13 protein-coding genes are annotated in these 15799 nt (G+C 43.5%); 12 read left to right on the plus strand and 1 reads right to left on the minus strand.

All coding sequences use genetic code 11. From position 1 onward, the window contains the following. Positions 1 to 784: 784 nt before the first annotated feature. The gene (locus tag MKY01_RS00960; protein ID WP_127546342.1) at positions 785 to 2407 is read left to right on the plus strand and encodes an AlwI family type II restriction endonuclease; all 1623 of its coding nucleotides are present in this window, start codon (positions 785 to 787) and stop codon (positions 2405 to 2407) included. Between the two features lie 19 nt (positions 2408 to 2426). Here MKY01_RS00960 and MKY01_RS00965 read toward each other — a convergent pair whose 3' ends face one another. Continuing rightward, the gene (locus MKY01_RS00965) at positions 2427 to 3539 is read right to left on the minus strand and encodes a DNA cytosine methyltransferase (RefSeq protein ID WP_127546346.1); all 1113 of its coding nucleotides are present in this window, start codon (positions 3537 to 3539) and stop codon (positions 2427 to 2429) included. 175 nt (positions 3540 to 3714) lie between these two features. Between MKY01_RS00965 and MKY01_RS00970 the strand changes: the two genes are divergently transcribed. The 11 genes from MKY01_RS00970 (at position 3715) to MKY01_RS01020 (ending at position 15799) form a co-directional block, all read left to right on the plus strand. Continuing rightward, complete coding sequence (locus tag MKY01_RS00970) at positions 3715 to 4521, plus strand: hypothetical protein (protein WP_127546349.1); 807 nt, start codon at positions 3715 to 3717, stop codon at positions 4519 to 4521. A 48-nt stretch (positions 4522 to 4569) separates the two neighbouring features. Beyond that, on the plus strand, positions 4570 to 5004 hold the full coding sequence (locus tag MKY01_RS00975; RefSeq protein ID WP_127546352.1) for a restriction endonuclease PLD domain-containing protein: 435 nt from the start codon (positions 4570 to 4572) through the stop codon (positions 5002 to 5004). 199 nt (positions 5005 to 5203) lie between these two features. After that, positions 5204 to 5389, plus strand: a complete 186-nt coding sequence (locus MKY01_RS00980) for a hypothetical protein (RefSeq protein WP_255319745.1) — start codon at positions 5204 to 5206, stop codon at positions 5387 to 5389. Positions 5390 to 5776: 387 nt separating this feature from the next. Beyond that, positions 5777 to 6703 carry a metal-dependent hydrolase gene (locus MKY01_RS00985; RefSeq protein WP_164783172.1) on the plus strand — a complete coding sequence of 309 codons (927 nt, stop codon included), beginning with the start codon at positions 5777 to 5779 and terminating at the stop codon, positions 6701 to 6703. A gap of 131 nt (positions 6704 to 6834) precedes the next feature. After that, positions 6835 to 7542 carry a uracil-DNA glycosylase gene (locus tag MKY01_RS00990; RefSeq protein WP_127546358.1) on the plus strand — a complete coding sequence of 236 codons (708 nt, stop codon included), beginning with the start codon at positions 6835 to 6837 and terminating at the stop codon, positions 7540 to 7542. A gap of 108 nt (positions 7543 to 7650) precedes the next feature. After that, complete coding sequence (locus MKY01_RS00995; protein WP_127546361.1) at positions 7651 to 8013, plus strand: hypothetical protein; 363 nt, start codon at positions 7651 to 7653, stop codon at positions 8011 to 8013. A gap of 636 nt (positions 8014 to 8649) precedes the next feature. Next, positions 8650 to 10671 carry a sensor histidine kinase gene (locus MKY01_RS01000; protein ID WP_339285006.1) on the plus strand — a complete coding sequence of 674 codons (2022 nt, stop codon included), beginning with the start codon at positions 8650 to 8652 and terminating at the stop codon, positions 10669 to 10671. Beyond that, a complete protein-coding gene (locus MKY01_RS01005; protein ID WP_339285008.1) occupies positions 10662 to 12425 on the plus strand; it encodes a response regulator in 1764 nt (587 codons plus the stop codon). The genes MKY01_RS01000 and MKY01_RS01005 overlap by 10 nt, the downstream gene beginning before the upstream one ends. 152 nt (positions 12426 to 12577) lie before the next feature. Beyond that, the gene (locus MKY01_RS01010) at positions 12578 to 13891 is read left to right on the plus strand and encodes an extracellular solute-binding protein (RefSeq protein ID WP_282319728.1); all 1314 of its coding nucleotides are present in this window, start codon (positions 12578 to 12580) and stop codon (positions 13889 to 13891) included. Between the two features lie 147 nt (positions 13892 to 14038). Further along, positions 14039 to 14908, plus strand: a complete 870-nt coding sequence (locus tag MKY01_RS01015; RefSeq protein ID WP_339285010.1) for a sugar ABC transporter permease — start codon at positions 14039 to 14041, stop codon at positions 14906 to 14908. A gap of 15 nt (positions 14909 to 14923) precedes the next feature. Further along, entirely contained in the window at positions 14924 to 15799 is an 876-nt protein-coding gene (locus MKY01_RS01020) for a carbohydrate ABC transporter permease (protein WP_339285012.1), read from the plus strand.

A 15799-nucleotide genomic window follows, 5' to 3' on the forward strand; every position in this document is an offset into this window, starting at 1 on the left:
GTGAAGAATCAGATGTTTTGTTATGTGAAGAGGTGAAGTACAGTATTCGCGGAATTAATGAGGATGTGGTATTTGACGAACAAGATTTTGAGGAGTATTAATTGTATTACGGGGCGATACTCGGGTGACATCAAAACTGTGACTATACCCGTAGAAGCTTATGTGTCGTTATCTTCGGACGAATGTTCGACTCCCCTCGCGTCCATTAGCCAAATCCACAACTTGTAGCATAAAAATGAGTTAGATGAGCTGGGCCTTGAGAGCTTGTTAAATTAATGCAAATTGCTGGCCTCTACTAATGTTTGATAATACAATATTTAGCACGGGCAGAGATGGATTCCTTCTAACGGAGGAACATCTTTACACGGATCTCACTTGGCTGGTCCGTTTAAGTGTACGGGAGCAGAACTTTTACCTAGAGAAATTTCTCTTATCGTTTAAGGTAGCGCTCTATTTGGTTTTGCGAAGGATGATGTATGATAACCAATAAGCAAATTTGTATTAAAAACCCCATTTTTCAAATCAAAGAGTTATACATATGATTCAATTAACGGAATTGAATTAAAAGGAATTTCCAAGCAAATGTTTATTAACGGCTTTGATGTCACGATAACGATGCTTTCGACTGATGATGCAAAGATGAAATTTTGTGCAATGTTAAACCGAATGAGAAACGACTTAGTAATCTAAAATAATATATTGGACATAAGCTATCAACATTCGTGATTAGATAAATGAAGAGAGCAGATGTTGAGGATATAACAGATCACACTGGAGGTTTGAAATGAGGGAACGATTACTATGGTTTATTACTCGGCCAGAAAGAGATCCAGCTACACATTTAGAAGCATTGCTTGCATTAAGAGATGCTACAGATAATTTCAAGGTAAAATGGAGTGGTAACAGAGAAGCGCATTTGAACTATGAACAATCATTGATTAAATATGGTGTTAAGCGAGAAAATATTAGTCGTGACGGATCAGGAGGAAGAACTTGGGCTGCGATGCTTAAAACATTCGCGTATTGTTATACAAATACAGAAGGATTCCTTGTTCCAACACGTGTAGGACAAAGCTTATTAAGTAAACATAAAGTCGCAGAAAACATTAAAAAACAAATTTTGACTCTTCAAATTCCAAATGCGTACTTCTTAGAATCTGGATTTAAGCCGAAGTTTGCGGAAGGGTTTCAAATAAGACCAGCCCGATTTTTAATGAAACTTACCAATCAAGAATCACTTAATTATTATGTCACCAAAAAGGAGATTACATACTTTGCATTGAAAGCACAGAAGGATACTGATCTAGAAAAAGTGACCGAAGAAATTCAAAAGTTTCGATTGGCCACTCCTCTTGAACAAGAGAGCATGAAGGCAGAAATAGCTCAAATATTTGATCACCGAGAAAGGTCAGATAAAGGAGCAAGAGCTTTTGAAAGTGCTCATTCTGATGTGGCTCACACTTTTATGTTGATCTGCAATTATACAGGATTGGTTGAATACATTAGGGGTGATGCCTTACGAATTGATCCAGAGAAAAGCCAAGAAATACAAGAAGCCGTGGAATTTCACGATGAAAGATACCCTTTCAATACAAGATACATGATATCACTGGAGCGAATGGCGGAAAGTAATGGACTTGATGTTGATCGTTACAAGGCTTCAAAAATGGGGAGTATCAAACAAGCGACAAATCGAAGTAAAATGCAGAGGAAAATTGATCGAATGCTGGAAGGTATACCGAATCCATCTGTATTATCAGTTAATGATTTGAAACAAATTTTGGAATCAGAACTTCCAAGCCGTGAAGCTGAGGTAGCTGCCGAAATGATTGCTTCCCAAGAGCTTGCCTCCATAAGTTCAGAGTTCGTTAGGTCCTATTTGGCTGAGACAAATGATCGAATATTTGAAGATAAAACAGCAGAGATATTCAAGGCTTTGGGCTTTGAAGTTGTAATGAGGCCGAAATCTGTTAACCTTGTTAGAACAGAGGTAGAGATACTTTTAAAGTATGGACTAAACAGTTGTGCCATAATTGATGCTAAGATGTACCGTCCTAAATTTGCTTTACCTGCACATCTGATCTCGCACATGGCTTCTGAATATATACCTAATTACGATAAATTTGAGGGACGAGATGTGAAGTTCTTTGGGTACGTTACGGTTGCAGACTTTGGGGGAGAGAAAGGCTTAGAAAAAATCACCCGAACTGTTTATGAAAAAACATTACCTGGTAGGAACATTCAAGGAATCATGATTACTGCGTCTGCGTTACTTGCCTTTTTGGATTATTGTATGGAAGAAAACTTAAATAATGATGAGCGAGTTGAACTATTTTTAAGATCTATTAAGAATAAGGGTTACAAATCTTTCGGTCAGTTGTTAAATAATATTACCTCCCTTGTATAAGAGGGAGGTAATATATTGATTATACAATTACGAGTTCTTTTAATGCAGTCTGGCTAAGTAACTGGTCAATGTCCCATTTGGGTTTAACTGACTCATATTGAACACCAGCATACGTTTTTAAAACGGATTCCACTATTACTTTTGCACCTAATGGTGGAACAGCCATACCCACTTGCATTCTAACGCTTTCTTTACCACCAGTAAAAATAAAATCATCTGGAAACGTTTGAATTCTTGCTCGTTCCCTGTTGGTCAAAGCTCGGGGTTCAGACCAGTGATACATGTGGGTTCCGCCCCCGCCACTTCCTGTGACGGTATACGATGGTGAATCGGGATGAAGACGTCTGTATATTTGACTCATTCGAGCACCCTTTACATTCAATTGTAAAGTTTCAGGTATCCCTTTATACCAGGCATTCTCTCCAGGTGGTATATAATTGAGCATATCAATTACCTTTTGGGTATGACGGGTATACTCGTGATTGAATGCGTCAGAGGGTATAGGGGGATCGAGTAGAGCTTCAGATGCTGTGCGGTATGGTAGCAATCTCTCTGGTCCATGAGTTGGGGCTGGGACTTTGTACTCCATATTTAAGTCATCTCTAAAACCAATGATTATTATTCTCTGTCTAGCCTGAGGAACACCGTAATGAGCAAAATTGTATAAGTGTGGGGTTAAGCGATATCCAGCGTCTTTCATCTCCTTTAGGATTTGAATAAATGCCTGTCCGTCATTTGCACTTTGCAGGCCCCCGACGTTCTCTGCAATAAACCACTTAGGCTTGTATAAATTCAATACCTTAATGCCGTAAGTATACAAAGGACCGAAAGTGCCGTCAAAACCCTTTTTCTCTCCAACCAGCGAAAAATCATTACATGGAAAACCATATATAAAACAATCAATTTCTCCAAGCTGTTCTAAGTCGAGTTCGCGTACATCACCATGTTGCACTGTTTCTGGATTTTCCGGACAAATGTTCTGTCGGTACGTCTCGCAGGTATCTTCTTTATAGTCATTAGACCATTTATGTTTAACGGTGTACTCTATTCCATTGGCTACGACTTTAGCCATTTGAGCACCAAGCGCAAATCCACCAGGTCCATTAAACAACTCGCCTTTTCTAAACTCCATTAATAGGACCTCCTTGCAATTAATAATAATTATATCATTATAGAAACACTTGTTCTACATTCGAAATGTTAAACCTCTGTGTACGTAATTCTATATAAAAGAGTAACATACAATTAGTCATTTTGCAGCAAGATTTTTGTGTAAATAATTGATTCAACATTTAGGAGTGAAGTTTATGAATCGTCTTTTTAAGGTAGATCAAGAAAGTGTTAATAGATGCTATGATTTTGCAAAACAGTTATATGATCAAAGCGCAGCTAGTGAAAAGCAATTCGGGAGGTCTTTCAATCGAATAGAAAATGACTACATAGCTGACCATGTAAGAGGAAAAGTAGTTGAGTTTGCTTACAAATCATTTTTTGAAAAAAAATATGGGTTTAGCTTTGAGGTTGATCTTAATATTTACCCAGATCAACTGCAAACCGATGATAGTAATGACTTAGCCACAATAATCTTAGATGGAAACGAACTTCACAACAATACTAAAGTCGATATAAAAGGTGTAAGTGAAAAGGGGCAATGGCTTTTAATTGAAAAGTATAAATTTAATGCGGATATTTATTTAGTCGGAAGAGTTAATTCAATAAGTGATAGCAAAAATTTTGAAAAAGATCCGTTTAGTTATAAAAATAATGCATGGATCGTAGAAGTAATAGGTTTTGCCAGTCGAAAGGCTATTGTTGATAGCTATGATCGACCTTACTTTTCTTTCACACAAGGAAGTAAGCTATATAGCAAGTGGATATACAAAGATCTTGAGAAGAAGTATAGAGAAGGTAATAATGCGGAGTACTTTTCTAAAGTGCTGGAAGAGTCGATTGCTAAAAAGAAGATAGCTCATCCCGATTGGAATGTATTCATTGGAGCTGAATTATATAATGCATTAAACTATGGAATGCCCTTGTTATGGTTAAGAAATACTAACACAGATTGGGAGCGCTTAGTCCAGTATATAAAAGGCGGTGTAGTTGTTAAAGAATAAGATATTTCTGTTATACTAATATGAAATATATTATTGGGAGGTATACGTATGGGGATAGATTTGGGTAATTTAGACGAGTATAGTTTTTTTGACTTACAATTGACCGAAAGAGCTACAGGTTACGTTCATCGCAGAGCCGGACTTAACTGGGGGCAACGGGCAGGGCGTGAACCGAACCAGGCGTATATACCTGTATCGAAACGCGTTCATAATGTTGACCCCAAATTCTTCCCTCCTAGAAATAGCGTTTTTGAAATACATACTGATGATGGGAACACGCTTGTATGCAAAATGGCCCAAGACTATAGAAAAGCTATTCAGACATGCCAAAACAACAGCATAATGGGTAGGTATTTTCGAACACGCCTTGGTGTTCCTCTAGGAGAAAGAGTTGAAAACAAACACCTCAGGGATTATGGGAGATACGGGGTGAGGATTTATAAGATTGATAATAACAAATATTATATGGATTTTAGTGTGTGAGTTTGACGAAGTAAGAAGTAGCACTATTTAAAAGAACGACTAATTATAAGTTGTTCGAAATATCAATAAGAAACAAGTAAACAAAAGACCTTTCCATACTTTTTGGAAAGGTCTTTTGTTTACTAAAAAACATATGGAAATTGCTAAATAAAACAATTATGAAATTGTTGTTTACTATATCGGCCTTGAGGATGTTCAAATGCATATAGATCGTGTTGCCTCTCGTGTTGAACAAGGTGGACATTGGATTGCAGAAGAAGACATTCGTTATCGATACGGCCAGTCATTGAAGAATCTTAAACCGGCTCTAGCCATCGCAGATCAGGTTATCATCATTGATAATACATTCTTCGGACAATTGTTCGACTCCCCTCGCCTCCATTAAAGTAAGCAAAATCCACCAACCATTGTTCTGGTTGGTGGATTTTTATTTTATGATATAATAACCTAAATTATATAAATGGAGGAAATCGAGGTATATATAGGTCAAAAACAGCTCCCAGAAATTATATCAGGTACATTTAGGTTCTGAAACGTATATAGGTATCTATAGCCAGCTTTAGCTAGACCGAATTATGATAAGAGAAAGTACATACGAACCAACAATTGTTGTGGGATCTAAGAAAGTAGATTGGATACATCCAAACGGAGACTACTCCCTGCAGACCTTTGGAAAAGGTTCGACTCTCAGGGTCTTTTATATGAAAAAATAATTTATAATGTTTAACATTAAATACAATATTTATAATAATAGAGTAAAGGAGTAGTTATTTTGGATCCGTATTTATATTTGTTTTTTCATGTTCTATCACATGCTCTTCTTGGGGCGGTAATTGCATACTGCTTTTTGCCAAGGGATACATGGAAAAATCTTATAATATGTCTATGTTCGGGTGCTCTGTGTGGAATAATTCCTGATATTTTTGGGGATAGAAGTGTAGCTCCATGGTCCCATTCTATATTGTTTACACCCCTTTTAGCTTTAGGTATAGCCTGTTTGACAAAACTGTTCTATAAAAAGACAAGTTTCAAATTAATCTGGGGATCTTCTATTTTATCTGTCTTGTTTGGACACTTATTTTTAGACTATATGGGACATGATTTACCAGCATTCTATCCACTTAGCGATAAATCATATATTATGGGAGCCATTACATTGGGAGATCCATGGATATGGTTTCCGTTAATTATTGGTCTTGGATTGAGTGTTTTTTTGAGGAACAAGCCTAAATTACCTGTAATTACTTCGATACTATTCATATTGGTATATTTAGTTTTTCGAATAATATCAAAAGAAATAATCGAGCACAAAGTTCAAGTTCAACACCCGGTTCCTGAAAAGTCATATATTATAGTGGAGCCCAATAGTCATTACGAATTCCCTTTAGATCCCAGAAAGTGGTTGGAGTTCAGGTTTCGAGTCATCAGTCCTCATTTCTCTAAAGTTGGTGATGCGGGTATATTGGGAGAGAAATCAGACAAACTATTCTGGTACGATTTTTATCCAGTAGCCTTTGAGATTAATTTATCAAGAGGGAAATACATTTTAACAAATTCACAGAATTCTAAAGTTGTCCTATCTGTTACTAAGGAATGGAAAGAAGCGGGTTCTAACTTTATTCAGGGAAAGTATGATGGAAACATTTTTACCTACAAAGAAACCACCAATGGTCAGTGGGAAGAAGTTATACCACAATAGTTTTCTACAGTTTCTATCCACCATCAACCAGCGTTCTGGTTGGTGGTTTTTCTGTTTATGATATAATCTTTGTAAAATAAGCTGATGCAAGCCCGATTTACTCTGTAATCTCCCAAAGGAGGAAAAGATGCATGAGCCAAACGCAGCAACAGATTCGCGAGTTTGTTGCAGGGGTACAAGCATATGTGTCGCCAGTAAATGTGATTAATCCTTGGAGAGATTATGTGACGGGCTATGATATCGGCCCCGAAGCGGTGAAGATTCGTTCTGAACATTTGGTCAGGTATTTGGAGCCAAGAATGTCCAAGGCTCGGTACATTTTTATTGCTGAAGCTGTGGGATATCAAGGGGCGAGGTTCTCCGGCGTACCTTTGACGTCCGAGCGAATGGTTACCGGGAATCACTCGCTGGTGAATCACCAGATGATTTTTTCAGGTGAGCCGGGTGTCCGAACAAGCCTGCCCAATATCGTCAAACCTAACCGGAGTCAGGCACTGTATGGATTTGCAGAACCGACAGCATCCATCATATGGGGCGAAGTGTTATCCAGTTCAAGGTGGAAACCAACGGACTTTATATTTTGGAACATCTATCCCTTTCATCCATATCAATCTGCCGAAAACAGGATGACGAATCGAACGCCGACTTTGGCAGAGTTGGAGGATGGTGTGGTATTCGCCAGACAGCTTATGCAACTGAATCCTGATGCTCAGATCGTGGCTATTGGCAGAAAGTCAGCAGACACGTTAAGCTCCCAACTCATTAAACATCACCATGTTCCTCATCCTGCAAATGGAAGGGCAGTACAATTTCAAAAAGCAGTAAGGTCAATTATCTAGCCCATTTTGAACTGGAGAAATGTAAGGCTGACATATGCATTTTTATCGTTCAAGTGCCCTACACATAATGTAATGTCCTATCATATAAAGATTGGTTGGTGAAGCTAAATGAATGAAAAATACTGGCTTGTGGTGCAATATCCGCTGAAGAGCGCGCAGGGTAGCAAACGAGATCATTGGTTGAAGGAAAAGGTGATGGAATATCTGGAAACCGTTCTGACCCAGGCGGAGTTGGGAGAGGTGGATGGATGTGACCTGGGCAGCCGTGTGACTAATCCGAAGGAATATGTAATGAACATTTTCTGTGTGGTAACGGACGAAAATCGGAGCATAGCGCTGATTAAAAAAGTGCTGAGAGAGAGTCGGTTGGATTATACCCGCATCCAAATCGCTACGATGCCATATGGCACAGAAGGAAGCTACACGCTGAAATATGCCTCCAAAAAAGGCGTTACCGAATTCTCGCTTTGATCACGATTCGCTGTTTCTTACCATAACGAACTCTGTACTTGTCCTGCCCGAGGGCAGTTTGCCCCCAACATTTTCCCCACTTAAATTCATCATACGAGAAGACCATAATTGGACTTCCCAGCCTTAACCACTCGATCAACACTCTGTAAGTAGTAAGATTATGCCCGTAGATATTGTAATCTTGCTCAAAAGTATGCGCATCTCAAGCTAGACGTTTATCATCGTCTTTTGTGTGTTCAGATCCTTCGCGTCCCCCGCTTCACTCTCCAATCGGCACAAACTCCAACTTATTATCTGTATCTCCAACATTTTATAAAGCAGTACTTCTTGCGGCTCCAATTAGGGGCCCCTACCCGCAGCATTCACCACGATCAGATCTCCAAAGCCTCATTCTACTTCACTCAGTCAAGCTATATCCAAGCGATAAAAAGAGTTGAGCCTCCTCCATGCACAGTCCTATAATATACAATTGTATAAAATCCGAGAAGTGGTGGATATCACAACAGGTCATCCGATCACAACCGATAAACCCATCACACATCGGAACCAAAGGAGGGTCACAGTGAATCAAAGAGCAAAAGATGCAACAACAGATGAAGGAGCAAGAGAAGTAACAGAAGGGGGTGAAAAATAGAAGTGAAAGCAACAGCCCAATCAGATATTGAGAGCGATGCAGAAGCAAACGCAAATGCAAAAGCGAACACCAGCGCAATGAAGACGAATTGGACTCCCCGTTTCAAAGCGTTCATTCAACGCAAGCCCAAGACACTCGCTTTTAAAATTCCGTTTGCCTACTTTGTCATTATTCTGCTAACGGTGGCGTTTAGTGCGTTGGTTTTGAATCGAATCTCGGAAAATGACGCGCAACGAAAGATCAATGAAGCATCACTGCAGACAATTACATCCATTGAGACCAACGTTAATCTGATGATCGAGAACGTGAACAATTATTCGAAAATGATTTTCTCCGATCCCAACTTGCAGAACCTGCTGCGGCAGGGCAATGTGTACTCCAATTTACAGACACAGTCCAAGGTCAGCGCGTATTTGACCAATCTTATGCAAGCGGTTCCAATTATCGATTCAGTATATATTTACGATAATTCGGGGCACCGATTCTCGGTTGGTACACAGGAATGGCCCACGTTTATGGAAGCGAATGTGAAGGAAGCGCCGTGGTACGAACAGGCACTGAAGCATAACGGAAGATATCTGCTCAGGCTGAATGGTGGCAACAACGACAGCGGAGTCTCGGCAACGGGGGAGAATGATGGGCAAGAGGTGGTCTCGTTTATTCGCCTCATTCGAGATTTGGATGATACGTCTCCACTTGGATTTCTGGTCATGAACATCAAGGGAAAATCCATTGCTCAAGCCTATGCCAACCTGTCTGCACCGGATTCATTTCAGGTGGCCATCCTGGATGAGCATCAGCGGGTGATTGCAACCAACGCTACCGATGGAAAGAAGGCCGTGCCTGCTGTATCCGGCGAATCCATATCTGTGGCTTCTGGACAGGAAGGGATGCACGAGATGTTAGAGGCCAATCAGGCCAAGTTAAAACAAACATTTCAAGAGCAATCCTCCGGCTTCATCACCTTGCAATCAGGTGGTCAGGAATATGCGGTTACCTATCGTTCGTCTGGTGATGATCAGTGGAAATTCATCAGCATGAGCCCATACCAGGCTACCGATACCCGCAATAAATCCATGGTGATGCTTGCGCTGATCCTACTGGCGGTAAACGGGACTGTCTTTTTTGTCAGTTCATTCATCATCTCGCGCAGCGTCATTAAGCCGATTCACAAGCTGCTTCGCTCCATGCAGAAAGCACCAAGCGGCAACTTCCGCAAAGTGACGGTTGAGCTGAACAGTTACGAATTCGCACAGCTATATGGAGGTTACAACCAGATGATCGAGCAGATTGAGCAGATGTTGAAACGCATCATTCAGGAGCAGCAGACGATCCGCCGAGCAGAGCTGAATACACTTCAGGCGCAGATCAAGCCGCATTTTCTATACAACACACTTGATTCCATTACCTCCCTGGCAATGTCGGGTATGAACGAGAAGGTATGTGAGCTGTTAGAAGCGCTCGGAAGTTATTATCGGCTGAGTGTCAGCAAAGGGCGTGAACTGATTACACTGCACGAGGAGGTTGAGATTGTACGCAATTATCTGACGATCCAGCAGGTGCGATACCCCGGTGTATTTGAGGTGCAGTACGATATCGATTCAGGCTGTGAACGAGTGATGATTCCCAAGCTTGTGCTCCAGCCGTTGGTGGAAAATTCGCTGTATCACGGTATTCGTCCCAAAGGCAGCCCGGGCACGATACGCATCCAAGCTCGTCGATCCAAGGAGGGAGTACTTCTAACGATCACTGACGACGGAGTCGGCATGTCCGAGGAAGAAGTGAAGCAGATTCAACGAACAGAAATGAACAGGTCTAATCGCTCGAACTCATCTAACCCATCTAACACTTCTAATCCTACCTATAACGCTAAACACAATCCAAGCTTTGGCTTATGGGGGACGATGGAGCGGCTTCGCATTTTTTATGACAGAGAAGATGGACTCAAGCTGCAGAGCGAAGTTGGAAAAGGAACCACCATTATCATAACGATCCCGAAGGGAGCCGATGAATCATGGAACTAACTGTGGAACCATTAAAGGTATTGATTGTGGATGACGAGTACCTCATCCGTAATCTGCTGCGCATGCGTATCGATTGGGAGCAGCAAGGCATGAACATCATTGGCGAGGCCTCCGATGCTGCAGAGGCTTTGGAACAGGTCGAGCTGTTGCGCCCGGACATCGTGTTCACGGACATATACATGCCCAAGATGGACGGCATTGAACTGAGCGGCATCCTCATGGAGCGTTACCCAAACATAAAAATCGTGGTAGTGACGGGACATGATGAATTTGAATATGCTCGTCAGAGTGTGAAGCTGGGCATATCCGATTTTATTTTGAAACCCATCCGTGCTTCTGAATTATTACAGGTTACGACGAAGCTGCGAGTGGCAATCGAGCAGGAGATGGGGCGTGAGTACGAGCTGATGAAGCTGCGGGAGGAGATGAAGCAGAGCTTGCCTTATCTCAGGGAGAGGTTTGTGAATCAATGGTTAAGTGATGTGATGCCTGAGGACGAACTACAAGAGAAGGCGCGTTTCTTTGGCATTCCTATCTCATCTGGTGAACCAGGATCACGCATCGCAGTAATGGAGGTGGAGGTTGCTGTACCGCAAGCGAAGATAGCTGCACCAGAGGTATATCCACATCTGTCCGAACCATATCACCAAACACTCCAAACACACCAAGCACAACGAGGGTCTCAACAACAACAACAACACGATCAACTCCATTTAAGCCAGCATCAGACAGAAGCCCACCGACAACCCGCTGAGGAAATACATATTTTGCTGCGAATGGTAGGCATGAAGCAAGTGCAGGCATTTTATCCGCAGGATTCGCAAACCATTATCATCATGGACCCGCATAACCGGATAGTTGTGCTCTCATTTGGTGAGGATACGGAATTTGCCAATCAGGTGCAACAGCTTCAGGAAGAACTTCAACATACACTTAAGCTCAAAGGGTGTGAAGTTGATGTGACCGTAGGGATTGGGCAATGGCAATCAGGATGGGGAAGGGCCTGTGTGGGATACCGGGAAGCTTGTCGTGCACTCGATTATCAGGCGTTTGTGGGGAAAAATCAGGTTATTTGCTTCGAGGATCTGGTCATCGAAGGCGGTAAGAGGCCCTACCACTCGGATGCTCAGTTGCTCCAACAACTGCAATTTTACGTCAGTGTTGGTGCGGGGGAAGAAGCCGTATTGTTGCTGGAGCGTATGCTGTCTGTGCCGTTCTCGGACGTTTCACAGTTTCGGATGGCAGCCATGGATGTGGTTACGGAGTGCCAGCGTGCCGCCATAGAGCAACAGCTTGAGGGAGAGTACGCATTGAACAAAGAGGCCGTTGCGGCCATTTTTACAGCAGGTCATCTGCCTGAACTAAAAAGCATGTTGGAGCAACATGTCCGCACGGTATCGGATGTCATACAAGCCAAACGACAGACCAAGGAAGGTAATCTGATCGACCGGGTGATGGCTTATCTTGAAGAGAACATGGGCAATGCGGAAGTGGGGCTTTCCAGCACCGCGGCTGCTTTTTACGTAAGTTCGGGCCATCTGGGCCGGCTGATGAAAAAAGAAACCGGGCAGACATTTGTGGAATATATGACGCAGCTTCGTATGAGAAAGGCCGAAACGTTGCTGAAGCAGACCGATTTAAGGGGGTATGAGATTGGGCAGCAGGTAGGCATCCCGGACCCGCATTATTTCAGCGTCTTGTTCAAAAAACATATCGGTCGGTCCATGAACGAATATCGGAATGTAAAAACCTGAAAAACGAGAATGTACCCCCCACACTACCAGTTCCAATTCCACATATGTTCGAATATTACAAATCGATGCCTGTTTTCTAAATGGAGAACAACGCACAGTTCGCCTAAAATATGGGCTAGAACGAACTAAAACACATAGGGAGGTCCCTAGAGATGAAAGCGCTATTAAAAAAATCAGCAAGTCTAATTCTGACTCTGGGAATTGTAAGCAGTCTGGCGGCATGTTCATCCGGTTCATCCGGTGGTACACAGGGGGAAAGTAATGGCAAGATCAAGCTGACGCTATGGGATCAATCGGTTGGCAATACCGATCCTTCGGCCAAGCTGCTGCCCGAGATTGTTGAGAAATGGAACAGTGAGCATCCGGACATCCAGGTTGAACGTACGGGCACGACAGGAGAACAGTATAAAACCAAAGTCAAAACATCGATTGCGGCTGGTGAGGCGCCAGACCTGTTCTATGGCATGGGTGGCGGCAGCTTCATGCAGCCGTACATCAAATCCGGCAATGTGCTGGAAATCTCAAGTTACCTGACGGACGATATCAAAGAACGAATGGGTCCGGGAATGGCTGAGGCCATCAATATGGACGGCAAAATCTACACATTGCCCGTGTACACACATATCGCCAACCTTTACGTGAATACAGAACTGTTCGAGCAGGCGGGTGCCAAGATTCCGACCACCTATAACGAATTGCTGGATGCAGTCTCCAAGCTGAAAGCGGCGGGGATCACCCCGGCTGTGATTGGAGAAAAGGACCGCTGGCCGGGCATGTACTGGTACGACATTATTGCGATGCGTCAGGCAGGCAATGCTGCGGTGATGGAAGCCTTTAAAGATCCGTCGAAATGGGATTCGCCCGACTTTGTAGCCGCCGCGACCAAAATGCAGCAGCTTGCACAAGCAGGAGCATTCAACAGTAGCATGTTCAGCATGAGCTATGACGAGATGCTTGGGGCATTTAATGCAGGCAACGGGGCGATGATGTTCCAGGCCAACTGGGTGAATGCAGGAATTGAGGACCCGTCCTCCGCTGTCAAAGGCAAAGTGAAAGTGATTCCGTTCCCGGTATTTGAAGATGGCAAAGGCACAAATACCGAAATCTTCGGCGGAGCCGTCGATGGTTTCTACATCAACCAGAATACCAAGCATTCGAAGGAAGCCGTGGAATTCCTCATGTATCTGAGCGAGCAGCTTGGTACACAAGGTTTCCTGGCTGGAGCCGGCCTGCCAAGCTGGAAAACAGATACACTCGACACGTCCAGCCTGTCCTCCCTAGATTTGTCTGCGGCAGATATTATGAAAACGGCGACCTCATTCATCGCGTGGTGGGATAACATTCTGCCAGCGGAGTCTGCCGAAGCGCACAAAAACCTGATTGCCCAGCTGCTTGCCGGCGATGTAACACCGGAGGAGTTCTGCAAACAGATGGCACAGCTCAAACCAACAGAGCTGAGCTTGTAGGTCGCGCAGGTTATTATGTGCGCAACTGTAATCCTTACATGTGTACGCTTTTGAGCTTGCCAAGCTGAAGCCTGCTAACAATGAAGATGAACCCAAACAAGGCGTGGTCCGGTATATCCCGGTCACGCCTTTGAGAGGAGAACAATAATGAACTCTGTATTTTCCAATAAAGGCACGATCGCCGTCTTTGTACTGCCGACGCTGCTTCTGTTCTGCGGCATTGTGCTTATTCCGATCTTTGTCTCCAGTTATTACAGTCTGCTGGACTGGAACGGCGTAGGCAGGGGTACATTTATCGGCCTGGACAACTATGTAGAGATGTTTAAGGATACCCGTGTGCTGAATTCGATCAAGAACTCCCTGTTATTCGCGGGTGCTTCGGTGTTCATTCAACTGCCGATCTCGCTGGTGCTCGCACTGATTCTTGCGTCCAACATCAAGGGAGAAGGTTTCTACCGGACCGTGTATTTCATCCCGGTGTTGATCTCAACGGTGGTTATTGCCCAGTTGTGGTCAAAAATCTACAATGCCGATTATGGTCTGCTGAACGTGCTACTGCAAAGTATCGGCTTATCCAGCCTGGCACAAGATTGGCTGGGACAGAAGGACACCGCGCTGGCGGCATCGTTTATTCCGACCTTGTGGCAGTACGTGGGGTATCACATGCTGCTGATGTATGCAGGTGCGAAGTCCGTGTCTCAGGATGTGCTCGAAGCTGCTCGAATGGATGGTGCTTCCCGTATTCGCACGGCGTGGTCCATCATGATCCCGCTGATGAAGCCAATTTTGAAGGTAAGCCTTGTTTTTTCGGTCATCGGTGCATTCAAGGTGTTTGACCTGATCTATGTGCTGACAGGTGGTGGGCCATTTTACACCACTGAAGTGCCAAGCACGCTGATGTACGCTACCATTTTTGATACGTTCCGGTACGGATATGGCAGTGCGATCTCGGTCTTTATCATTGTGGAGTGTCTGGTGTGTACGATCCTCATTAATTCATTGTTCAAAACGGAGTAGAGGGAGGCATAAGGCATGAGTACCGTAGAAGTCATGTTGCAAAAAAAGCCCAAGCCGAGGTCCATCTCCGGACCGATCGGGAAAGTGTTCCTGCAAGCGTTTCTGATCCTCGTTGCGATTGTGCAGATCTACCCGCTCATCTGGCTGGCGCTGTTTTCCCTGAAGGATAATAGTGAGATCTTCAGCGGTGATGTGGCCGGGTTGCCCAAAGCGTTTCTGTGGAGCAACTACACCAAAGCAATGTCCGACGGCCATGTGCTGACCTATTTTATGAATAGTGTGCTGGTTACTGCGGCCTCCATTGTCTTGGTACTGATCCTGTCCTCCATGACGGGTTACGCAATCACAAGAATGAACTGGAAGCTCAGCGGGTTGACGATGACGATCATTTTGCTGGGCATGATGGTGCCGATTCATGCGGCGCTGCTGCCATTGTTTATTATTTTGAAGAATCTGAGTCTGCTCAACAGCTACTGGTCTCTGATCATTCCCTATGTGGCATTTGGCATTCCGATGGCTGTATTCATTCTGGGCAGTTTTTTCAAAAGTATCCCAAGAGAGATGGAGGAGTCGGCGGTTATCGACGGCTGCGGCATATACCGGACGTTTTTCTCCATTATCCTGCCTCTGGTAACCCCGGCTATATCAACGGTAGCCATCTTCACATTTCTGTCATGCTGGAATGAGCTGATGTTTGCAGTTACGTTTATCAATAACACGGCTTATCAGACATTGACGGTGGGCATGATGTCGATGGTGGGAACGTACATTACGCAATGGGGTATCATTGGTGCTGGACTGATGATTACGACGGTGCCGACGGTGGTCATCTATCTGCTGCTGAACAAACAGGTGCAAAAGAGTATGATCGCAGGTGCGATCAAAGGTTAG

Origin of the sequence: Paenibacillus sp. FSL R5-0486 (assembly GCF_037975155.1) — a bacterium.
Classification (GTDB): Bacteria; Bacillota; Bacilli; order Paenibacillales; family Paenibacillaceae; genus Paenibacillus; species Paenibacillus amylolyticus.